This window comes from Solwaraspora sp. WMMB762, from assembly GCF_049179115.1.
In the GTDB taxonomy this organism is placed as follows: domain Bacteria; phylum Actinomycetota; class Actinomycetes; order Mycobacteriales; family Micromonosporaceae; genus Micromonospora_E.
In genome coordinates this window covers 264362-285859 of record NZ_JBMHMD010000001.1, presented here as the reverse complement: position 1 = coordinate 285859, position 21498 = coordinate 264362, and the positions used below count along the sequence as shown (strand labels likewise).

At 72.1% G+C, this 21498-nt stretch carries 17 protein-coding genes; 4 read left to right on the top strand and 13 right to left on the bottom strand.

The annotated features are described in order from the left end of the window. The first annotated feature begins 78 nt into the window (after positions 1-78). The 3 genes from ACN27J_RS01310 to ACN27J_RS01300 all read left to right on the top strand — a co-directional run bounded on the left by ACN27J_RS01310 (position 79) and on the right by ACN27J_RS01300 (position 2598). Entirely contained in the window at positions 79-852 is a 774-nt protein-coding gene (locus ACN27J_RS01310) for a hypothetical protein (RefSeq protein WP_421362582.1), read from the top strand. 204 nt (positions 853-1056) lie between these two features. Further along, positions 1057-1803 carry an aspartate/glutamate racemase family protein gene (locus ACN27J_RS01305; RefSeq protein ID WP_421362580.1) on the top strand — a complete coding sequence of 249 codons (747 nt, stop codon included), beginning with the start codon at positions 1057-1059 and terminating at the stop codon, positions 1801-1803. A gap of 264 nt (positions 1804-2067) precedes the next feature. After that, positions 2068-2598, top strand: a complete 531-nt coding sequence (locus ACN27J_RS01300) for a helix-turn-helix domain-containing protein (protein ID WP_421362577.1) — start codon at positions 2068-2070, stop codon at positions 2596-2598. Between the two features lie 504 nt (positions 2599-3102). Here the strand turns inward: ACN27J_RS01300 and ACN27J_RS01295 are convergent. After that, positions 3103-5682 carry a LamG-like jellyroll fold domain-containing protein gene (locus tag ACN27J_RS01295; RefSeq protein ID WP_421362575.1) on the bottom strand — a complete coding sequence of 860 codons (2580 nt, stop codon included), beginning with the start codon at positions 5680-5682 and terminating at the stop codon, positions 3103-3105. A 299-nt stretch (positions 5683-5981) separates the two neighbouring features. On the opposite strand from ACN27J_RS01295, the gene ACN27J_RS01290 reads away from it, so the two are divergent. Then, positions 5982-6599 carry a helix-turn-helix domain-containing protein gene (locus ACN27J_RS01290; protein ID WP_233605752.1) on the top strand — a complete coding sequence of 206 codons (618 nt, stop codon included), beginning with the start codon at positions 5982-5984 and terminating at the stop codon, positions 6597-6599. A gap of 77 nt (positions 6600-6676) precedes the next feature. Here the strand turns inward: ACN27J_RS01290 and ACN27J_RS01285 are convergent, their stop codons facing one another. From ACN27J_RS01285 to ACN27J_RS01230, 12 genes are read right to left on the bottom strand one after another with little or no spacing between them, the layout of a single operon-like run. Continuing rightward, positions 6677-7825: an alpha/beta hydrolase fold domain-containing protein gene (locus ACN27J_RS01285; RefSeq protein ID WP_421362572.1), complete on the bottom strand. Its 1149-nt coding sequence runs from the start codon at positions 7823-7825 to the stop codon at positions 6677-6679. Continuing rightward, complete coding sequence (locus ACN27J_RS01280) at positions 7822-8832, bottom strand: LLM class flavin-dependent oxidoreductase (protein WP_421362569.1); 1011 nt, start codon at positions 8830-8832, stop codon at positions 7822-7824. Before ACN27J_RS01280 ends, ACN27J_RS01285 begins: the two co-directional genes overlap by 4 nt. Before the next feature lie 16 nt (positions 8833-8848). Then, positions 8849-9208, bottom strand: a complete 360-nt coding sequence (locus ACN27J_RS01275) for a TIGR04076 family protein (RefSeq protein WP_421362566.1) — start codon at positions 9206-9208, stop codon at positions 8849-8851. Beyond that, on the bottom strand, positions 9205-10206 hold the full coding sequence (locus tag ACN27J_RS01270; protein WP_421362564.1) for a zinc-binding dehydrogenase: 1002 nt from the start codon (positions 10204-10206) through the stop codon (positions 9205-9207). Before ACN27J_RS01270 ends, ACN27J_RS01275 begins: the two co-directional genes overlap by 4 nt. Further along, a complete protein-coding gene (locus tag ACN27J_RS01265) occupies positions 10203-10646 on the bottom strand; it encodes a DUF4440 domain-containing protein (RefSeq protein WP_421362561.1) in 444 nt (147 codons plus the stop codon). The genes ACN27J_RS01270 and ACN27J_RS01265 overlap by 4 nt, the downstream gene beginning before the upstream one ends. 17 nt (positions 10647-10663) lie before the next feature. Next, positions 10664-11932: an amidohydrolase family protein gene (locus tag ACN27J_RS01260; protein ID WP_421362558.1), complete on the bottom strand. Its 1269-nt coding sequence runs from the start codon at positions 11930-11932 to the stop codon at positions 10664-10666. Beyond that, complete coding sequence (locus ACN27J_RS01255; protein ID WP_421362555.1) at positions 11929-13689, bottom strand: hydantoinase B/oxoprolinase family protein; 1761 nt, start codon at positions 13687-13689, stop codon at positions 11929-11931. Before ACN27J_RS01255 ends, ACN27J_RS01260 begins: the two co-directional genes overlap by 4 nt. Continuing rightward, positions 13682-15376, bottom strand: coding sequence for a hydantoinase B/oxoprolinase family protein (locus tag ACN27J_RS01250; protein ID WP_421362552.1), 1695 nt, complete (start codon positions 15374-15376; stop codon positions 13682-13684). The genes ACN27J_RS01255 and ACN27J_RS01250 overlap by 8 nt, the downstream gene beginning before the upstream one ends. Then, complete coding sequence (locus ACN27J_RS01245; RefSeq protein ID WP_421362549.1) at positions 15373-17442, bottom strand: hydantoinase/oxoprolinase family protein; 2070 nt, start codon at positions 17440-17442, stop codon at positions 15373-15375. The genes ACN27J_RS01250 and ACN27J_RS01245 overlap by 4 nt, the downstream gene beginning before the upstream one ends. 9 nt (positions 17443-17451) lie before the next feature. Then, a complete protein-coding gene (locus ACN27J_RS01240; protein ID WP_421362546.1) occupies positions 17452-19578 on the bottom strand; it encodes a dipeptide ABC transporter ATP-binding protein in 2127 nt (708 codons plus the stop codon). A 5-nt stretch (positions 19579-19583) separates the two neighbouring features. Next, the gene (locus ACN27J_RS01235) at positions 19584-20480 is read right to left on the bottom strand and encodes an ABC transporter permease (protein WP_421362543.1); all 897 of its coding nucleotides are present in this window, start codon (positions 20478-20480) and stop codon (positions 19584-19586) included. Then, positions 20480-21490 (bottom strand): ABC transporter permease, encoded by a 1011-nt coding sequence (locus ACN27J_RS01230; protein WP_421362540.1) that lies wholly within the window; start codon positions 21488-21490, stop codon positions 20480-20482. The genes ACN27J_RS01235 and ACN27J_RS01230 overlap by 1 nt, the downstream gene beginning before the upstream one ends. Positions 21491-21498: the final 8 nt, after the last annotated feature.

Sequence of the window (21498 nt, the reverse complement as noted above, 5' to 3'; positions counted from 1 at the left end):
TCTCGCCAGACTGGCCGCGCTCCGCTGACCTGCGGGGTCACCGCTGGCCACCCTGGCCGCCAGTTGAAGGAGATCCTGTTGAAACAGATGCGTTACCGCCGTTGGCTGGCTGCGGCCGCCGCGGTCGTGGTCACCGTACCGCTGGGGGCCCGACCGGCGCAGGCGTTCGACATCTCGTCGGTCATCGCCGCCGCCAAGAGCGCCTACGAGCTGTACAAGGAGTACAAGCAGGGGGCGTCGCTCGACCAGTCGACCACCAAAATCATCAACACCATCAACGGCGCCAAGGTGGAGATCCTCGCCCAGATCGACCGGATCGCCACCGCACAGGCCAAGGCCTGCGCGCGCAGCGCCATCATCGACTTCGACGACATCAAGACCTTCACCCAGGACAACCTCCAAGCGTACGCCCGGGACACCACCGCCTGCGTCACCCTGATCGACAGCCTGCTCGAAGTCGTCACTGACGAAGCGTCGGCCGATCAGCTCGGCTTCACCCTCAACACGGTCGGCCCGCTGGCCCTGACCGCTCGGGCGCACGCCGGGTTGAGCACCAGAGGGCTGCTCGAACTGACGATCGGTAGCAACAACACGGTGCTGTCCGCCCTCGCCCCGAACTGCACCACCAACCTGCTCGGGCTCACCGGCTTCCCCCAGGTCGGCAAGATCTACCGGTGGGAGACCAGGTGCGTGGCCTACAACAACGTCGTCGCGGTCACCACCAAGAAGATGTACTACCCGCCGACGAGCAACCCGTGGGACATCCCCGGGACCACCGCCACCGCGATGCGCAACACCAGTCATGCCGAGGCGCGGGCCGTGCTGCCGATCCTGATGTCGACGCCGAGCTGACCGGCTGAGCGTCGACCGCAGTCGACCACATCGATCCGGGCGTTCCGGGCCGGCGTCACCGCCGGTGCGGAACGCCCGACCACGCGGGCCGTGACCAAAGCTGTTTGATACCCAATTCCGCAGCTCAGCACGGGTGCGGACCTGGTGGCGACGGGGCCGGCGCTGGTAGCGTGGCGCGACCGTGACCGAAGGGAGAGTCGGGTCGTGCCACGCGTCCTCGTGATCAACCCGCTCGGCATCGACGTGCACAACGAACACGACCGGCAGACGGCGCAGCAGGCGGTCGGCCCGGACACCGAAATCGTGGTCCGCAACCTACGCGAGGTGCCGCCGAGCGCGTACATCGCCGCCGACGACCTGCTCTACAGCCCGCTGCTCGGCGCGGTGCGCGCCGGCGCCGACGACGGTTTCGACGCAATCGCCGTCGCATGCGCCTCCGACCCAGCGGTACGCGAGGCGAAAGCGCTGGTGCCCGTACCGGTGACCGGGCCGTTCGAGGCGGCCACCCGGATCGCCGCCGCGTACGGCCGGTTCTCGGTGCTCTACCCCGGCGTCGTCTCCGGCCCCAACGAGCAGCTGCCGCAGGACGCCAACTGGGTGCGCCGGCTGGCCCGCGAGTACGGCTGCCTGGACCTGCTCGCCGGCGCGGCACCGGTGCCGGTGCAACGCCCGCACCGCGAGGTTACCCCGGGGCTGACCGGCGAGGCCGCGCTCACCGAGGCGGCGGCGGTCGGCACCGAGGTACGGCAGCGGATGGCCGAGGCGATCGGCACGCACGGCCCCGAGTTGGCCCGCCGCGCGTACCTCGACCAGGAGGCCCAGGCGATCTTCGTGGCCTGCACCTTCTGGTCCGGGCAGCTCGACCCGCTGCGCGCGGCAGTGCCGGTCCCGGTGATCGACCCGATCCACGCCCTGACCCGCTACGCCGACCTGCTCGCCCGCACCCGCTGACGTCAGCCCGCCTGCGAGTCGAGCAGGGACTCTACCCACAACTCCCACTCATACGTTCAGCCTCCCCTGGCTTCGTCGGCCGTCCGCAGCAGGCGGCGGCGGGACGGTGGTGAGTTCGGCCGCACTTGGGGCACCAGCGGCTCTTGACCCGGAATGAGAACGGCCCGGCGAGATAGCCGAGCGGTGCGGCCCCCAGACAACCTTGCATCTTCCGTAGACGAAACAAACGAAGGTAGTTACGACACTTTCGAGGAGGCAGGGATCATGGTGGCATCTGCACTGAAGGAAGAGACGTATCTACCCCAGCGCAACGAGCAGCTCGCTCAGGTCCATGACTTCCTGCGGGCTCACGAACAGGCAGGCAGGGGGTCAGCGCTGCCGCGATACTTCCTCGTCGGAGCCACGCCGGGCGATCGGGTGGAGCTGCCCGCCGAGATCTACGCAGCGCTTCGACAGGTAGTCGACGCCTTGCAGCAAGGCTTCGCGGTGACTGTTGCCCCACAGACCTTGACCTTGACCACCCAACAGACGGCCGATCTACTCGGCATCAGCCGCCCCACGGTGATCAAGCTGCTCGACGAGGGCCAGATTCCGTTCGAACGGGTGGGCACCCACCGCCGTATCCGACTACCGCACCTGCTCGCCTACCGCGAACGCCGCCGAGCCGAGCAGTACGCCGCCCTCGAAGCCACTGCGGTAAGCATCGACGACGAAGAGGACCCGGACAGCGTAATCACTCGACTACGGACCGCACGCCGGGCGGTCGCACGGCGACGGACCGGACCATCAGAATAGGACGATGTTCGCCGCTCTTTTGGACACTTGCGTGCTGTGGCCGAGCCTACAATGGGCTTCCTCCTGTCCCTAGCGATCGAAGGTCTGTACCGACCGGTGTGGAACACCGTCATCCTCGATCCCCGACCGAGTTTGCGGCGAACACCGTCGCGCTCGACCCCACCCGAGCCTGGGCGGCTCTCACCACGATCGCGGGCCGCTCCGGCAGAACTGGTCAGCTCCGTACCGCGGCACAGATCTTGGACTTGCTCGACTCCCGCTACGGCATGTAGGAAGCGGTAGATCTGATGCTCGACGTGTCGGCCGGCGGATAGCTGGCCGACACGAACCGTGGGCCGACATCTCCATCGATCTGTCCCGCACCGGGTTACCTGGAGACATCAAGAATCTGGGAGAAACACCAGCGGTCTCGACGTCGCTCTACACGGAGCTCGCGCTCGACGCACTGAAGTCGGAAACCAGCTAGCCGACTCTCCATCAACCCGGAGCTTGACACCACGACGGTCAGACACCCGGCATGAAGGCCACCGTACGGTCGTCGACGAGCACCGGCGCGCTGGACGAGTACTCCAGGCCGCCGGTGCCGGTGGCGTTCTCGACGCCGATGGTGGCACCGACGCCGCGCTCACCCGGGCTGGCCGGGTCGATCCCGGTGTAGTTGACCTGGATCACGCCCAGCTCACCGAGCACGACCTGGAACGTCATCCGCTCGTCGGGGTCGACGGCGCGGCGTACGTCCCGCCATTCGACGACGAACTCGCGGAACGGCGCGAAGCCCCGCGTCGCCGTCACCACGCTGGCCTGCCCGTCAACGATCAGGTCGTCCCAGAACGCGGCGACCATCGCATCAGGTCCGCCGACGGTGGGGATGCCGGCCGGTGTCGGATGCGAGCCGCCGGGGTCGGTGAAGGTCAGGATGCCGTTGGTGTCCACCCAGGCCGAGTCGTAGGTCTGGCCGTAGAAGGTGACCGGGAACGGTAGGGCGGTCTCGGTGACCTCGTCGTCACCGGTGAGGGCGAGCGCCGTGCCGGACACCGGCGTGAACGGCTGGGTCAGTTCCTGGCAGAGGCTGCCGTCCGGGCTGGCCACCGGGGACAGGAACAGCACGACGTCGGCGATATCGGGGACGGTGATCTCCGTGCTGGCGACGGTTCCACAGTCACCACCGCCGGAGCTCGCGGTCACGGAATACTGCCCCGGGTCGACGTCCGCGAAGCTGAAACCGCCGTCGGCGCCGGTTGAGGTCTGCCGACCGCCCGGCTCCAGGGTGACCGTTACGCCGGCACCGACCGGCATGAAGTCCGTTCCGTACACGGTGCCGGTGACCGTCACGGGTGCGGGCAGCACCTGCAGGGTCACGCTCGTGAGCGGGCTGGTGAGGCCTTCGGCGGTCCGGCTGCCGACGAATACCGGCACGTCACCGAGTGCCGTCGGAGTGACGGACACGGTGACCGAGCCCCCGGGCACGTCCGGCACGGCGTTCTGGTTCAGAATGGCCGAGCCGACGCTGTAGCGGAACTGGGTCACGTTGGTGTCACCGCCGGCGTCGAAGGTCACCGGGACGGAGGTGCCCAGATCGACACTGGCTCCGTCGGGCAGACTGACCTGGGGCGCGAACGGGCGGGCCTGCTCGCCGATCTCCGATGTGGAGAGCGCTCGCTGGTAGACGCGGACGTCCTCGAGCTGGCCGAAGAACTGGTCGGTGGCCGCGCCGGCCCGGAGCGCCTGCCCGATGGTCACCGGCCCGGTGGCGGCGACGCTGCCGGCGAGAGTGGCGGTCGCGTTCTGCCGAACGCCGTTGATGTGCAGCTGCATCGCGCCAGAGGGGTTGTGGTAGGTCGCCGCGAGGTGGGTCCACCGGCCGGGGACAGCGGCGGTGTCGGAGTCCATGCTGATCAGCGTGGCGGCGGCGGAGTCGCCGTCGGCCATCGTGAAGCGCCACCGGTCGGCGGTCGCGTCGTAGCCGATGGAGGCGACCGAGGTGGTGCTGCCGTCGACCGTGACGACGGTCTGTGCGGTGCCGGCCGCATCGAGTTTGGCCCACGCCGACAAGGTGAAGGTCAGGTCGGTACGCAGGGTGAGCGCGGCTCCAGTCGTCGGGTGCGGCCAGGTGACCGGTCCGGTGGTGGCCGCGTGGTCGCCGGCTGAGGTCAGTGACAGGGCGGGACTGCTCCGTCCTGGCGCGGTGGTGGCTCCGACGACGGTGAGGGGGTTGCCGTTGCCGGTGTCGTCGTCGCCGACGGCACCACCGTCGTCGAAGCCCCAGTGCGCGGCCGGCGCGTTGCCGCTGGCGACCCGGAACTCATACTCCACCACGGTGGAAACCAGCCCTGCCTGGTCCTTCGACCAGACCCGCAAGGTGTTGAAGCCGTCTCTGCTCGGCTGGAGCTCGAGCGTGGCAGAGCCGTCGGCGGCGGCCGGCACCACCGGCGCGGAGCCGGGGCCGATGCCGCTGTCGAGGGTGTAGGCGTAGCCGACGATGCCGGTGGCGTCGGCCGGCGGGCTGATCGTGAAGATTCCCGGGATACCGACCCCGCCGACCGGCGGCTGGTTGGGGGTCATCGGCGGATAGTCGGCCGAGGTGACCACCGACGGTGGCTGTGGTGCGACGACGTCCACGGTGAACCGGCACGGCTTCGACCAGCCCCCGGTCGACGTGCCGTCGCTGGTGCGCGCGCGGAGCAGGTAGGACGCGCCGTGCTCCAGCGCCGCTGCCGTCGGCACCGTAGCGGAGGCGAAAGACGGATTGCCGGTGCTCTGCTGCACCTGCTGCATGGTGTGCGGGGGCTGACCGACCCGCCGCCAGGAGAACGTGGTGGTGAGCGACTGCTGACCGGCGTCCGCGTCGCTGGCGCGGGCGGCGAATGTCGGTGTCGTCGTGAGCGTCCAGACTCTGCCGGCGCCCGGCTCGCAGGCCCGGCCGTGCACGGTGAGCTGTGTCGGGCGGTCCGGTGCCTGGTTGGCTGCGGCGACCGCTGGTGCGGCCGGCACCAGGGTGACCACCAGCAGGGTCGCCACGCCAGCAGCGAGGCGCGGCGGCCAACCCGACAGTCCCTTGAGTACCCGGTCTGCGTCGAACGTCAACTGGCGCCTGCCGTACGGCACGTCCACCCCCGCGATGTGTAAATGTGAATGCTGGAGCAGCCTAGCCACCGGACACCAGCTTCCGTCAATCCCGTTCTCCGCAGGATTTCACGTCAAGGAAGACGATCGACACGCTGTGTAGTCAAGCTCGCGGTCGGCGGGTGTGCGCTCGTCAGGGTGCGCATTAGCCGTCTACGACGTCCGGTCGGGGTTCCGGTTGGGGCAGTTAGTTCGATACCATCGAACAAGAATCGGCGCGGCCCGGCGGGCGGTCCGCGCGGGGGGTCACGGGAGGTCCGGTGCGCAGGTCTGATCGCGTCGTCGCCGACGGCGACGCACGCCAGGATCTGGTCGGCGCCCGGATGCGCCAGTTCCGCAAGGAGCAGGGGCTGACCCTGCGCGGTCTGGCCAGCCGCGCCAACCTGTCGATCGGGTTCCTGTCCCAGGTCGAGCGGGGTGTCTCGTCGATCGGGCTGACCGCGCTCAACAGCGTCGCCGCCGCCCTGGACCGGCCGGTCGCCGAGTTCTTCAGCGCGGAGCCGACCGAAACCGCCGAGGACCCGCAGGGCAGCCTGCCGGTGCACTTCACCCTCACCCGGGCCGACAACGGTGCCACCGAGTACGTCTCCGGTCAGCAGACCTACCGGATGCTCTCCGACCGCGGCCCCAACCTGGTGCTGGAGCCGATGCTGGTGCACATCGCGCCGGGCGGGCGTCGCGAGGAGGCGTACGGGCACTTCGGCGAGGAGTTCGCCTACGTGGTCAGCGGCGAGCTGCTGTACGAGGTCGACGGGGTGGAGCACCGGCTCTACCCGGGCGACAGCCTGCACCTGCGGTCCAGCACCCCGCACCGGTTGTACAACGACACCGACCAGGTGACCACCGTCGTGTCGGTGGTCACCCCACGGCTGTTCTGACCGCCGCACTGCCCACTAGTGGGCAACATGTTCACTGACACGTAATAATTTCGGGACGGCTGACCGGATCCGGCCCGTCACCGGCCCAGGACCCGGTCCACCTGCGTCATCGTCGCCTGCCAGATCGGCGCGGCCGGGTCGATCACCGAGAAGTGGTCGCCCGGCTGCTCCAGCCAGCCCGGGTCTTCCCCGGCGGCCCGCGCCGCCGCCACGTACCGGCGGTTGAAGTCGATCAGGTCGAGGTCGTCGCCGGCACCCTGGACGATCAGCTGCGGCACCCCGATCGGCAGCCGGGCCATCGGATCCGAGGCGGCGTACACCTGCGGCACGATGTCGTGGCCACCGCCGAGCGCGGCGGCGACCGCGCCGGTGCCGACCTGGCGCCGGTCCCCTTCGGCCAGGTCGAGCACCCCTGCCAGGGAGACCGCCAACGCCACCGGCACCGGGCCGCCGTCGGCGGCCAGCCGCACCGCCAACTGCCCGCCGGCCGAGTGACCGAACACCGCGACCCGGTCCAGGTCGAGCAGACCGTCCGGCACCGCGCCACCGGTCAGCTCCGGCAGGTTGGCCAGCACCGCCAGCCCGGTCGCCACGTCGGCGGTGGTGGCCGGCCAGCCGTGCCGGTCCGGCCGGCGGTACTCCAGGTTCCACGCCGCGTAACCCCGGTCGGCCAGGTCGACGGCGAGCGCGTCCATCAGGTCCGCCGCCCAGATCGACCGCCAGAAGCCGCCGTGCAGTAGCACCGCAACCGGCAACGGCCCGGCGGACACCTCAGACGGATCGGCCGGTAGCCGCAGCTCGCCCCACTGTTCCGGGTCCGGGCCGTACGCGATCCGCCGCGCCGGGCGGCGCAGCCGGTGCACGGCGTGCCGGATCGCCCAGGCCAGCCCCCACACTCCCCGGCCGGACAGGTGGACCGATCCAGGGTCGGTCGCCTGCGGGTCGGTCACCTGCGGGTCGTAGTGGACGGTACGTCCCGCCCAGCGGCCGTCGGCGGCCAGCAGCGCCCGTACCGCCGGGTCCGGGCCGGGCAGCAGCACCACCGCGCGTCCGCCGACGCTGCCGACCCCGTCGAGCAGGCCGCGAACCTCGTCGGCGTCGGCGGCGACCACGAAGTCGCCGACCACGCCGAGGCCGGCCGCTTCGGCGACGACCAGGCCCCGCAGCAGTTCCGGGTCGACGGCCAGCCCCGGGCCGGCGACGACGAGTACACCGTCGACTGTCATCGGGAAGCCTCCCTACGTAGCAGCGGCAGCACCGCGCTGCCGAGCAGCTCCACGCCACGGTCGTCGGTGAGCCCGTGCGGAGTGCCGAACTCGACCCGACGCACCCCGGCGTCGATCAGCGCCTGCGCCTGGGCGGCCACCTGCTCCGGGGTGCCGGAGAAGGCGAACCGGTCCAGCAGATCGTCGGGCACCAGCTGGCCGGCGTCGACGTCGCGTCCGGCCGCCACCAGCGACTTGACCTGCGCCAGCAGCTCGTCCGGCACGGTGACGGTCGAATCCAGGTCGGCGACCACCGCCAGGTACATCGCCACCTCGGCGCGGGCCTTCGCCCGCGCCGCCGCGCCGTCGGTGTCCACCACGGTCACCGCGCCGAACACGATGCCGACGTCGTCGACGGAGCGGCCGGCGGCGTCGGCGCCGGGACGCAGCCGGTCGCGGATCACCGGCACCATGTCCGGGTTGGCGCTGCCACCGACCTTGATCTCGTCGGCGATCCGGCCGGCGAGCGCGGCACCGCGTGGCCCCCACGCGCCGAGCAGCAGCGGCGGGTCCGGACGGTGCACGGCGTACCGCAGGGCGGTGTCCGGCGCCAGCCGGAACACCTTGCCGTCGAATCCGGCGGTGTCGCCGCGCAGCAACCGACGGATCACCTCGGCGGCCTCGGCGAGCACGGTCAACGGACGCGGCTGCTCGATGCCGACCGCGCCCAGCCAGGTGCCGCGGGCCAGCCCCAGGTAGGCCCGTCCGCGCGAGGCCAGGTCGAGGGCGGCGAGCTGGCCGGCGATCTCGTACGGCGCCATCGAGTACGGGTTGAGGCAGGCGGTGCCGAGCCGGACCCGCTCGGTGGCGGCGGCCATCTCCAGCAGCGGGAAGATCGGCGGCTGGTACATCAGGTCACCGAAGACGCTCAGTACGTCGAAGCCGTACGCCTCGGCGGCACGGGCAAGCCGGGCGTAGTCGCCGGCGCGTTTGTCGCTCTGCAGTCCGAGTCCAATTTCCACAGCCACGCGAACCTCCGATGATTCAGGTCAGGTCGGCCGAGTTCATCCGCCGCTTGCAGGTCCGTTCGACCCGCATGACCAGGCCCTCCTCCGGGTCCGGGCAGGCGAACAGGGTGTCGCGTTCCAGCCAGTCCCCCGGCGGCATGTCGCGCTGCTTGGCGGCCAGGAACGGCAGCACCGACGCGAGCGCGTACACGCAGAAGTGTTTCCCTTCCGGGATCTTCAGGTGTGCGCTGTCGGTGAGGTCGAAGTGGTCGCCGACGGCCATCCCGCAGACCGACCGGCCGGCGATCCGGTCCACACTGACCCGCAGGTCGTAGACCTCCATGTCACCGCCGGCGGTGATGTCGCCGCCGTCGGGGCCGGCAGTCTGATCGCTCATCGTTGCTCCCTCGGGTCGATCCGGACGATGATCTTTCCGGTGGTGCGCCGGTCGGCCAGGTCGGCGAGCGCGGCCGGGGTGCCGGCCAGGTCGACGACCCGGTTCACCGGGGGCCGGACCGTGCCGGCCGCGATCAGGTCGAAGATCCGCCGGTACGCCTGAGCGACCGCGTCCGGCCGGGTCCACGGGTACGTCGAGCCCCAGGAGAGCCCGATCAGAGTGTGGTTGCCGGCGATCAGCCGCATCGGGTCGACAGGCGGCGGGTTGCCACCGGCGGCGCCGACCGCGACGAGCCGGCCCTCGAACGCCAGGCAGTCCAGCGACCGGGTGAACACGTCACCGCCGACCGGGTCGACGACGACGTCCGCGCCGGCGCCGCCGGTAGCGTCGCGGACCGCCGCGACGAAGTCGCCGGCCAGGTAGTCGACGGCGACGTCGGCGCCGTTGTCGCGGCACAGCGCGGTCTTCGCCGGCCCGCCGGCGGTGCAGATCACCCGGGCACCCCGGGCGGCGGCCAGCTGGGTGGCGGCGATGCCGACGCCGCCGGCTCCGGCGTGCACCAGCACCGTCTCACCGGGCCGGACCGCGGCGCGGTCCAGCGCGAACCAGGCGGTCTGGTAGGTGACCGGGACGGCGGCGGCCACGACCGGGTCGATGCCCGCCGGACGCGGTACGGCGAGCGCCGCGTCGATGGTGACGGTGTCGCCGAGCGCGCCGTGCGGCAGCGCCGGACAGGCCACCACGTCGGTGTCGGCGAGCGCCTCGGCATCGGCACCGGTGGCCACGACCCGGCCGGCCAGTTCCACGCCGGGGGTGAACGGCGGCGCCGGGCGGACCGGGTACTCGCCCCGGCAGAGCATCACGTCGAGGAAGTTCAGCCCGACCGTGGCGACGGCGATCCGGATCTGGCCTGGGCCGGGTGGTGGGTCGTCGGGCAGGTCGGCGACGGTGAGCACCTGGTCGGGTTCGCCGTACCCGGTGGCGACGAGGCGTCTCATGCCGGGCCGCGGGCCGGTTCGAGCGCCGGTTCGCGGGCCGGTCCCGCCGGGTGGCGGACCAGTTCGGAGTGGTGGTGCACGATCCGCCAGCCGTCGCCGGTGCGGCGCAGTACGTCGGTGACCCGGCTGTGTTCGGCCGGCCCGCCGCCGGCTGGCACCGCGACCAGCACGTAGCGGGCCACCGCGGCGTCGCCCCACACGTCGATCCGCACGTCCTCGGGCGCCAGCCGGTCCAGTACCGGCCGGGCCCCGGCGGCGTCGCGCTGGGACCGGTAGGCGTCCAGCTGGTCGCGGGTGCGCAGCGGGCCGGGCAGGTGGGTCTCCCAGGTGGTCACGTCGGCGTGCAGGTGCCGGTCGAAGCGGACCCGGTCGCCGGCGAGGAACGCGTCGTACATGTCGCCGATCGCGGCCGCGATCTCGGCGGTCTCCTGCTCGGACATTCTGCTCCTCACGTCGTTCACCAGGCGGTCCAGCCGGTGCGGTCGTCGCGGACCACCCGGCCGTCGGACATCACCCAGCGCACCCCCCGGAACGCCGACGTGTCGGCGGTCGGGTCGGCGTCCATCGCCACCAGGTCGGCGTACTTGCCGGTCTCGACGGTGCCGAGGTCGGCCTCGGCGCCGAGCCAGCGGACCGGGCCGAGAGTGCCGGCGTACAGGGCGCGGGCCGGGCCAATGCCGCTCTCCGACAGGTACTCCAGCTCCCGCACCGAGGCGTTGGTGCCCTCGAACTGCCAGAACGGCGGCATGTCGCTGCCGAGCAGCACCTCCACCCCGGCGGCCAACGCCATCGCGTAGCTCTCCAGGTGCCGGGGCCCGGCACCGAGCGAACGGCACTGCATCCACTGCGGTACGCCGAGTTCGTCGAAGAACTCCTTGCACCGGGTGACCAGCAGGGTCGGCACCAGCGCGGTGCCGCGCCGCGCCATCCGCGCCGCCACCTCCTCGGTGAGCTGGTAGCCGTGTTCGACGCAGTCCAGCCCCAGCTCGACGGCCTCGCCGATGACCGGTGCCGGGCCGGCGTGCGCGGTGACCTTGCGCCCCCAGGCGTGCGCGGTGTCGATGACGGCGGCCATCTCGTCGGGGAACAGCTGCCGGGTGTGGATCGACTCGTGTTCGCCGGCGATCCCGCCGGAGATCATCACCTTGATCAGGTCGGCACCGGCCCTGATCTGGCTGCGCACGCCGCGCCGGAACCCGTCGGCCCCGTCGCATTCCAGGGTGTCGGTGCTCTCGTGGCCGTGCCCGCCGGTGCAGACCAGCGCCCGGCCGGCGGTGAAGATCCGTGGCCCGGTGACCCGGCCGGCGGTGATCGCCCGGCGCAGCGCGAAGTCGGCGTGGTCCTTCTCGGCGACGCAGCGGACCGTGGTCACCCCGCAGAGCAGGGTGCGCCGGGCCCCGTCGGCCATGTAGAGGGCCAGCTCGTGCGGGGTCATGTCCTTGACGCTCTGCCCACCGGTGCCGGGCAGCGACAGCGACAGGTGGGTGTGCATGTTGGTCAGCCCCGGCGTCAGGTACGCCCCGCCGAGGTCGACCTCGGTGACGTCGGCCTCGGCGCGGGCGGCGGCGGTCACCTCGGTGGCCGGTCCGACGGCGGCGATCCGGTCGCCGCGTACCCAGACGGCGGCGTCGGCGACCGGGCCGACGCCGTCAAGAATGCGGGCGTCGACGACGGTGCAGTTGGTCAGGACGGTGTCGACCGGCCCGGGGTGGGTGGCGGCGCTCATGCCGGCTTCCGCTCGTCAGATGTGGTCATCGCGGGCCTTTCTGCGGGTGCGGGGACGGGTACGCCGTAGACGTCGCGGGCTGCCGCCGGTGACACGTAGCCTTCGGCGACGTCGGCGCGGACCGCTTCGGGGTCGCGCCGGCGCGGGTCGCCGTGCCCGCCGCCACCAGCGGTGAGCAGGGTGACCCGGTCGCCGGGTGCGACCGGCGTGCGTTTGGTGCTGACCCGCCGTTCCCGGTCGGTGCCGGGGTGCACGATCACCTGGATCGGGTCGGGCCGCCCGCCGCCGGCCAACGCCCACGGCGCCGACCTGGTCTTCTTCACCACGGACAGGAACTCGCCGGCGGTGGCGAACCGGATGTCGCGGCGCAGCCCGGGTCCGCCCCGGTGCCGGCCGGCACCACCGGAGTCGGTGCGGATCTCCAGCCGTTCGAAGAACATCCCGGTCCGGGCTTCGAGCACCTCGACCGGGGTGTTGCGGGCCTGGGTCTGGCACAGGTGGTTGGCCGGGCCGATGCCGTCGTGGTCGGGCGAGGCGCCCCAGCCGACCGGGTCGTTGTTGCTGACCGCGTACAACTGGCCGGTGTCGGGGTGGGTGCCGACCATCATGAACCCGGGCACGTCGCCACCGGACGAGGCGGCCAGCCGGTCCGGCATGCCCTGGGCCAGCGCCCGGTAGATCAGCTCCATCGCCACCGTGCCGGTCCACTGGGTGAACGTGGCGGCCGGGTAGACGGCGTGGAACAGGCTGCCTGGTTCGGCGACCACCCGCAGCGCGGTGAAGTGCCCGGCGTTGGTCTGCTCGGTCGGCGTGGTGAGCGCCTTGAACGCGACCCGGGCGGTGGCGATGGTCGACCCGTACGGCAGGTTCACCGGTCCGGCGACGGCCGGTGACGACCCAGTGAAGTCGACGGTGCAGGTGCCGTCGGCGATGGTGACGGTGACCTGCATCTTGATCGGCTCGTCGGTGATGCCGTCGTCGTCGAGCCAGTCGACGGCGGTCCAGGAGCCCTGCGGCAGCGCGGCGAGCGCGTCGGCGGCGGACGCCTGCGCGGCGGCGATCGCGGTGTTGACGACCGTGGTCACGGTGGCCAGGCCGAACCGTTCGACCAGCTCGATCAGCCGGCGCTCACCGGTGCGCAGCGCCGCGACCTGGGCGTGCAGGTCGCCGATGACCAGTTCCGGCATCCGCGAGTTGAAGCGGATCAGCTCGATGATCTCGGGCACCGGCTCGCCCCGGCGGAACACCTTGGTGCCGGGGAAGATAACGCCTTCCTGGTGCATGTCGGTGGAGTCGAGCACGTAGCCCGGGTCCTTGGCACCGAGGTCCATCCAGTGCGCCCGCACGCACAGGAACCCGACGAGAGTGCCGTCCCCGGCCGGCCCGTCACCGCCGGCACCGGCCGACTCCGGCAGGAAGACCGGGGCGAACAGGGTGGCGTCGTAGGCGTGCGCCGCGTTCCAGTACGGGTAGTTCAGCAGCACCACGTCACCGGGGTGCAGGTTTTCCCGACCGACGTACTCGACGCCCTTGCGGATCGAGTAGTCGTTGGCGCCCAGGAACCGGCTCAGCCCGGTGGACTCGGCGACCAGCCGCAGCCGGGCGTCGTAGATGGAGATGCCGAAGTCGTACACCTCGTAGATGACCGGGTTGAACGCGGTGCGCACCAGCGCGGAGCGCATCTCCTCGGCGGCGGCCACCAGGTAGCTGCGCACCACCTCGGTCGCCGCACCGTCCACCCTGGAAGTATCAGTCATCGACGTCGACCCCGTACACCTCGCGGGCGGCGGCCGGCGACACGTAGCCCTCGGCGACGTCCGCGCGGACCGCCTCGGGGTCGCGGTCGCGCGGGTCGCCGTGCCCGCCGCCACCGGCGGTGAGCAGGGTGACCCGGTCACCGGGCACCACCGGTGTCCGTTTCGTGCTGACCCGCCGTTCCCGGTCGGTGCCCGGGTGCACGATCACCTGGTTCGGGTCCGGCTGCGCGCCGCCGTCGAGCGCCCAGGGCGCCGACTTCGTCTTCTTGATCACCGACAGGAACTCGCCCGGAGTGATGAACCGGATGTCGCGCCGCAGTCCCACGCCGCCCCGGTGCCGGCCGGCGCCGCCGGAGTCGGTGCGCATCTCGAACCGTTCGAAGAACATCCCGGTCCGGGCTTCCAGAACTTCGATGGGGGTCATCCGGCCGGTGCTGCCGGAGACGTGGGTGGCGGCGTTCATCCCGTCGTGTTCCCGGGTGCCGCCCCAGCCGACCGGGTCATTGTTGCTGACCGCGAAGAGCTGGCCGGTGTCCGGGTGGATGCCGACCATCATGAACCCGGGCACGTCCCCACCGGATGAGGCCGGCAGCCGGTCCGGCATGCCCTGGGCGAGTGCCTTGAGGATCAGCTCGACGGCGACGATGCCGGTCCACAGGGTGAACGTCGGCTGCGGGTAGACGGCGTGGAACAGGGTGCCCGGCTCGGCCCTGACCCGCAGCGGCGCGATGGTGCCGGCGTTCGACGGCTGGTCCGGTGAGGTCAACGATTTCAGGATCACCTTGCAGATCGCCTCGGTCGCCCCGTACGGCATGTTGATCGGGCCGGGTACCGCCGCCGACGAGCCGGCGAAGTCGACGGTGAAGGTGCCGTCCGCGATGGTGACGGTGACCTGCATCTTCACCGGCTCCTCGGTGATGCCGTCGTCGTCGACCCAGTCGGTCGCGGTCCACGAGCCCTGCGGCAGCGCGGCCAGGGCGGCCCGGCTGCGGGCCTCGCCGTCGGCGATGATCGCCTCGACGGCGGCGGCCACCGTGGGCCGGCCGAACTTCGCCAGGATCTCCAGCAAGCGCCGCTCCCCGGTGCGCAGCGCGGCGATCTGCGCGTGCAGGTCGCCGAGCACCTCGGCCGGCATCCGCGAGTTGAACCGGATCAGCTCGTGGATCTCGTGCACCGGCTCGCCCCGGGACACCACCTTGGTGCCGGGGAAGATCAGCCCTTCCTGGTGCATGTCGGTGGAGTCGAGCACGTAACCCGGGTCCTTGGCACCCAGGTCCATCCAGTGCGCCCGCACGCACAGGAACCCGACCAGGTCGCCGTCGGCGTCCGGATTGGCGTCGTCCGGGTCCGGCATGAACACCGGGGCGAACAGGGTGGCGTCCGAGGCGTGCGCCGCGTTCCAGTACGGGTAGTTCAGCAGCACGATGTCGCCGCGGTGCAGGTTCTCCCGGCCGACGTACTCGACCCCCTTGGCGAGCGAGAAGTCGTTGGCGCCGAGGAAGAACGTCAACCCGGTCGCCTCGGCGATCAGCCGCAGGTCGGCGTCGTACATCGACATGCCGAAGTCGTGCACCTCGTAGATGACCGGGTTGAACGAGGTACGGATCAACGTGGCCCGCATCTCCTCGGCGGCGGAGATCAGGTAGCTGCGCACCACCTCGGCGGTGGCTCCGTCCAGCGTGCTCACTTCGCCTCCTCCAGGGTCACCAGCAGGTAGCCGTGCGGGTCGACCTCGACGTACTGCCCGCTGGGCACCACCGTCGTGGAGGTGCCCTCGTCGACCAGGGCCGGCCCGGCGAACCGGTCCCCCGGCGCCAGCTTCGCCCGGTCGTAGACGGCGAACGACGCCACCTCGCGGGTGCCGAAGTCGAAGGCGTCGCGGTGGCCGAGCAGCGCCCGGGTCGGGTCGCCGTCGCCGGCCGGCGGGCGGACCAGCTCCGGGCGGGTGGTCCGGCCGATGCCGCGCACCCGCAGGTTGAGGATCTGCAGCCGGTTGCTCATCGCGTGGCCGTACCGGGTGCGGTGCAACTCCTCGAACGCGGCCCGGACCGCGTCGCGGTCCAGCTCGGCGCCGACGGTGACGATCAGGGTGTGTTCCTGACCGAGGTAGCGCAGCTCCAACTGGCGTTCCAGCACCGCCGAGCCGGCGTCCACGCCCTGCTCCACCAGGGAGCCCACCGCCTCGGCCTCGACCTCGACGAACATCGCCGCCAGCGCGGCCAGGTCGACGCTGCCCTCCGGGGCGTCGGCGTCCAGGGTGGCCAGCACGGTCCGGGAGAAGTCGTCGACGATGTCGGCCGACAGCATCCCCCAGGCGGAGAAGCCGGACGGGGCGAACGGCACCACCACCTCCCGGATGCCCATCTCGCGGGCCAGCAGCGGGGCCAGCAGCGGGCCGGCGCCGCCGAAGGCGAGCAGTGAGAACACCCGGGGGTCGTGGCCACGTTCCACGGTGATCTGCCGGACCGCGCCGACGGTGCGGGCCAGCAGCACGTCGTAGATACCGGCTGCGGCGGCGGTCGGGCTCAGCCCCAGCGGGGTGGCGATCTGCTCGTCGAGCGCCGCCTGCGCCGCCTTGGCCTGCAGACCCATGGTGCCGGCGAGGAACCGGTCCGGGTCGACGTAGCCGAGCACCACCGAAGCGTCGGTGACGGTCGGCCGCTGCCCGCCCCGGCCGTAGCAGACCGGCCCCGGATCGGCGCCGGCGCTCTGTGGACCGACCTTCAGCAGCCCCCGGTCCAGCCAGGCGATGGAGCCACCGCCGGCGCCGATGGTGCGGATGTCGTACGTCGGGATCAGCAGCGGGAAGTGTTCCAGCTGCGCCTCGTACGCGGCGACCGGGCTGCCGGCCTCGATCACGCAGGCGTCCAGCGACGTCCCGCCGATGTCGAAGGTGAGCAGGTTGTCCCGGCCTAGCGCGCCGGCCAGGTAGGCGGCGCCGACGATGCCGCCGGCCGGGCCGGACAGCACGGTGTGTGTCGGCGACTTCTTGGCCGTCGTCGAGGTCATCGACCCGCCGCCGGACCGCATGATCAGGAACCGGCCGGCGAAGCCCCGGGCGGCCAGCCCGGACTCCAGCTCGTCGACGTAGCGTTCGAAGATCGGCCGGATGTACGCCTCCAGCACGGTGGTGCTGGTCCGCTCGTACTCGCGGTGCTCGCGCACGATGTCCGTCGACACCGAGACGCTGACCTGCGGGTACGCCTCGCGGATGAGCGCGGCGGCGGCGCGTTCGTGGCTGGGGTCGACGAACGAGTGCAGGAAGCAGACCGCGATCGACCCGACCCCCTGCTCCTCGACCAGGGTGCGGGCGGCGGCCCGGACACTGTCCGGGTCGAGTTCGGTCACCACCCGACCCCGGTAGTCGAGCCGGCCGGTGACCCCGGCGGTGTACCGCCGTTTGACCAGGCTCTCCGGCCGTTCGTACTGGAAGTCGTACATGTGGTCGGCGGGCACGTTGCCCCGGCCGAGCAGGAAGACGTCCCGGAAGCCCTCGTTGGTGATGATGCCGGTGGCCCCGCCCCGGCGCTCCAGCACGGCGTTGAGCCCGAGCGTGGTGCCGTGGATGAACAGCTCCACCTGGGACAGGTCGGTGCCGAGCGCGGTCACCGCGTCCAGCACCCCTTCCCAGGGGCGGGCCGGGGTGGTGGACGCCTTGCGGAACCGGACCTGGTTGGTGCGGGTGTCCAGCTCCATCGCGTCGACGAAGGTGCCGCCGATGTCGACGGCGAGCCGGATGTGCGGTGCGGGCATCGTCTCAGGTCACCTTTCGGATTCGGTCAGCAGGTCGGGGATCTCCGGGGCCCGCCAGCAGGCCGCCCGGCTGCGCCCGTACGGCCGCAGCTGCTGCTGTTCGGTGCGGCACCGGGGGGTGACGAACGGGCAGCGGGCGGCGAGCGGGCAGCCGGCGGCGGCGTCGGTCTCGTCGAGGTCCTTGAGCAGGTCGACCCGGCCACCGCCGAACCCGGCGCCGAGGCTGGGCGCGCTGGACAGCAACGCCCGGGTGTACGGGTGCGCCGGGCTGGTGAAGACCTCGTCGACCGGCCCTTCCTCGACGATCCGGCCCAGGTAGAGCACGATCACCCGGTCAGCGAAGCCGCGTACCGTGGCCAGGTCGTGGGAGATGAACACGCTGCCCCGGTCGCGGTCGGCGGCGACGTCGCGGATCACCTCCAGGATCTGCGCCTGCACGGTGACGTCCAGCGCCGACGTCGGCTCGTCGAAGACGATCAGGTCGGGGTCGCCGACCAGGGCGCGGGCGATGCCGACCCGCTGCGCCTGCCCGCCGGAGAGTTCGTGCGGGCGGCGGCCGAGGATCGACCGGTCCAGCTCCATCCGGTCCAGCGCGGCACCGACCCGTTCGGCCCGCTGCGGTGCCGGTACGCCGAGCGCGCGCAGCGGTTCGGCGATGGCGTCCGCGACGGTGCGGCGCGGGCTGAGCGCGCCGAACGGATCCTGGAACACCAGCTGGGCGCGGGTCCGCAGGGTGCGCAGCGCCCGGCCGCGCAGCTCGGCCATCCGGGCGCCGCCGATCTCCACGGTGCCGCTGGCCGGCTCGACCAGCCCGAGGATCAGCTTGGCCAGGGTCGACTTGCCGCAGCCGCTCTCCCCGACCACGCCGAGGGTTTCGCCGGCGGCGACGGTCAGGTCGACGCCGCGCAGCGCGTGGTGCCCGCCGCGGCCGAACCGGCTGCGGTAGACCACGTGCGCGTCGTCGATGCGCAGCACGGTCCGCTCGGCCGGGCCGACCGGCTCGGCGTCGGCCCTCGTCGCGTCGGCTCTCGTCGCGGTGCGCACCGGCGATGCGACGACGGCCGGGTCGGTGACCAACGGCCCGGTCTGCGGGTGGAAGCAGGCCAGCGTCCAACCGGCCGTGCCACCGGGCACCGCCCCGGTCGGCGGACGCTGCGCGGCGCAGCGGTCGGTGGCATGCGCGCACCGGGAGACGAACGGGCAGTCGTCGGGCGGGGCGGTCAGCAGCGGCATCCCGCCGGCGGTGGCCCGCACCGGGCGGCCGTCCACGTCGGGCACCGAGGCGAGCAGCGCCCGGGTGTACGGGTGGGCCGGGGCCCGCAGCACCTGCGCCGCCGGCCCGCTCTCCACGACGGTGCCGGCGTAGAGCACCACCACCCGGTCGCAGACCTCGGCGATCGAGGCCAGGTCGTGCGAGATGAGCAGCACCCCACGCCGGTCGGCGTCGGCGGCCTGGCGGAACTGCCGCAGGATCTCCCGGGCCAGGGTGACGTCCAGGCCGGTGGTGGGTTCGTCGGCGATCAGCAGGCCGGGCGCGCAGCCGGTGGCCAGCGAGATCATCACCCGCTGCGCCATCCCGCCGGACAGTTCGTGCGGGTACGCGTCGAGTCGCCGCTGCGGGCTGCGGATACCGACCGCCGCGAACAGTTCCCCGGCCGCCTGACGGGCCTGCTGCCGGGTCATCCCCTGGTGGGTGGTGAGCCGGTCGGTCAACTGCCGACCGACGGTACGGGTGGGGCTGAGCGCGCCGCGCGGGTTCTGGAAGCAGATCGCCGCGCCGTTGCCGCGGTGGCGGCGCAGCTGCTCCGGGCCGAGCCGCAGCACGTCGACCGGGCCGCCGGTGTCGCCGTCACCGGCGGCACCGTCACCCGGCCCGCCGCCGGGGTCGGCGGTGGCGTCGCCGCCGTGGAAGCGGACCCGGCCGGTGGCCTGAGCGCCGCCGGGCAGCAGGCCGACGATCGAGCGGGCCACCATGGACTTGCCGCCGCCGCTCTCGCCGACCAGGCCGACCACCTCGCCGCGGTCGACGTGCAGGCTGACCCCGCTGAGCGCGGCGACCTGCCGACCGGGCCGGCGGATCAGCACCGACAGGTTCTCGATGGCGAGCAGGTCCCGGGTGATCGTCGTCGGGTCCATCGCGGTCACCGCCGTTTCGCTTCCGCGCGTTCCTGCAGCCCTTCGCCGAGCAGGCTGAAGCCGAACACGCTGATCAGCAGGAACAGACCGGGCGGCACCGAGGTCCACCAGCGGCCGGCGACCACGTCCGGCGAACCGAGACTGATCATCGACCCCCATTCGGCGGTCGGCACCGAGATGCCCAGCCCGAGGAAGGACAGCCCGGCCAGGGTGAGCATCGCCCAGCCGCAGCCCAGCGGGGCGATCACCCGCACCGGGGTGAGGCTGTTCGGCAGCACGTGCCGCCACAGCACCCCGAGGTGCGACGCCCCTGAGGTGACCGCGGCGTCGATGAACGGCAGTTCCCGTACCGAGCGGACCTCGGCCCGCACCAGCCGGGCATAGCCGGGGGCGTTGACCAGGGCGATGGTCAGGATCAGGTTGACCGTGCCGCCGCCGAGCAGGGCGGCCACCGCGAGCGCCAGGATGAAGGTGGGGAACGCCTGGAAGATGTCGAGCAGCCGCATCAGCACGTCGTCGATCCAGCCGCCGAAGTAGCCGGCGACCAGGCCGAGGGTGGTGCCGGCGAGCACGGCGAGGGCGACCGCGGCGACCGCGATGCCCAGGTCGAGCCGGCCGGCGTGCAGCAGCCGGCTCCACACGTCCATCCCGTTGATGTCGGTGCCGAGTGGGTGGCTGCCGCCGGGCGGCAGCAGGGTGCCGGCCGGGTCGATCTCCTGCGGACCCCAGGACGACAGCAGCGGTGCGGCGATCGCGGCCAGTGCCACCACCGCGAGGATCGTCGCGCCGACGGAGATCAGTACGGTGGCGAACCGGCCGCCCCGGGCGGTGCCGGCGGCCACCACCGGGGCGGCGTCGTCGGCGCTGTCCGCCGGTCCGCCGGCCGCGCGCAGGTCAACCATCAGATCTTCACTCTCGGGTCGAGGATCGCGTGCACCACGTCGGCGATCAGGAAGACGAGGACGTAGCAGACCGCGATGAGCAGCACGGAGGCCTGCACCACCGGGAAGTCGCGGTAGAGCAGCCCGCGCAGCGCCCACTGGCCGAAGCCCTGCCACGAGTAGACGTACTCGATCAGCACGGTCGACCCGACCGCGGTGCCGAAGACCAGGGCGGCCAGCGACGGCAGCCGGACCAGCGCGGAGCGCACCAGGTAGCCGCGGCGCAGCAGCCGGTCGCGCAGCCCGTGCGCGGCGGCGGCGGTGTACGCCTCGGAGTGCAGCACCTCCAGCGCGGAGGCGCGCACGCTGCGCAGCAGCGGGGCGACCACCACGATCGCCAGGGTGGCCACCGGCAGCGCCAGGTGGGCCAGCGCGGAGGTGAACGCCGGCCCGTTGGCGGTCAGCGCGGCGTCGATCAGCTCGGCGCCGGTGATCGGGGTGAGGTCGGTGTCCGGGTCGACCCGGCCGCTGGGTGCCGGGAACCACCCGAGCATGCTGTAGCCGACCAGGACCAGCACCAGGCCGAGCCAGAACTCCGGCACCGAGTTGCCGATCAGGGCCAGCACCCGGATGCCGTGGTCGGCGGCCCGGTCGGCGCGGCGCGCCGACCAGATGCCGCCGACCACGGCGATGAGCACCGCCACGGCGACCGCCAGCACCACCAGTTGCAGGGTGGGGCCGACCCGCAGGGCCAGCTCACCGGCGACCGCGTTGCCGCTCTGGATCGACGTGCCGAGGTCACCGGTGAGCAGCCCGCCCAGGTAGTCCAGGAACTGCTTCCACAGTGGCTGGTCCAGTCCGTAGCGGGCCCGGGCGGCGGCGGCCTCGACCTCGGTGGCGTTCGGGCCGAGGATGGTCCGGATCGGATCCCCGGGGAGCACCCGGACCAGGACGAAGGTCGCGACGACCACGCCGAGCAGCACCGGTACGAGCTGCAGCAGCCGGCGGGCGACGAAGCGGGCGATGCGCATGAGGGGTG

What these genes read in the sequence shown, in the direction of transcription:
- ACN27J_RS01235 (WP_421362543.1), bottom strand. Translation starts at nt 20,480, where the DNA reads ATGGTTGACCTGCGCGCGGCCGGCGGACCGGCGGACAGCGCCGACGAC.
- ACN27J_RS01275 (WP_421362566.1), bottom strand. Translation starts at nt 9,208, where the DNA reads ATGAGCGATCAGACTGCCGGCCCCGACGGCGGCGACATCACCGCCGGC.
- ACN27J_RS01255 (WP_421362555.1), bottom strand. Translation starts at nt 13,689, where the DNA reads ATGACTGATACTTCCAGGGTGGACGGTGCGGCGACCGAGGTGGTGCGC.
- ACN27J_RS01285 (WP_421362572.1), bottom strand. Translation starts at nt 7,825, where the DNA reads ATGACAGTCGACGGTGTACTCGTCGTCGCCGGCCCGGGGCTGGCCGTC.
- ACN27J_RS01245 (WP_421362549.1), bottom strand. Translation starts at nt 17,442, where the DNA reads ATGCCCGCACCGCACATCCGGCTCGCCGTCGACATCGGCGGCACCTTC.
- ACN27J_RS01300 (WP_421362577.1), top strand. Translation starts at nt 2,068, where the DNA reads ATGGTGGCATCTGCACTGAAGGAAGAGACGTATCTACCCCAGCGCAAC.
- ACN27J_RS01270 (WP_421362564.1), bottom strand. Translation starts at nt 10,206, where the DNA reads ATGAGACGCCTCGTCGCCACCGGGTACGGCGAACCCGACCAGGTGCTC.
- ACN27J_RS01265 (WP_421362561.1), bottom strand. Translation starts at nt 10,646, where the DNA reads ATGTCCGAGCAGGAGACCGCCGAGATCGCGGCCGCGATCGGCGACATG.
- ACN27J_RS01260 (WP_421362558.1), bottom strand. Translation starts at nt 11,932, where the DNA reads ATGAGCGCCGCCACCCACCCCGGGCCGGTCGACACCGTCCTGACCAAC.
- ACN27J_RS01240 (WP_421362546.1), bottom strand. Translation starts at nt 19,578, where the DNA reads ATGGACCCGACGACGATCACCCGGGACCTGCTCGCCATCGAGAACCTG.
- ACN27J_RS01230 (WP_421362540.1), bottom strand. Translation starts at nt 21,490, where the DNA reads ATGCGCATCGCCCGCTTCGTCGCCCGCCGGCTGCTGCAGCTCGTACCG.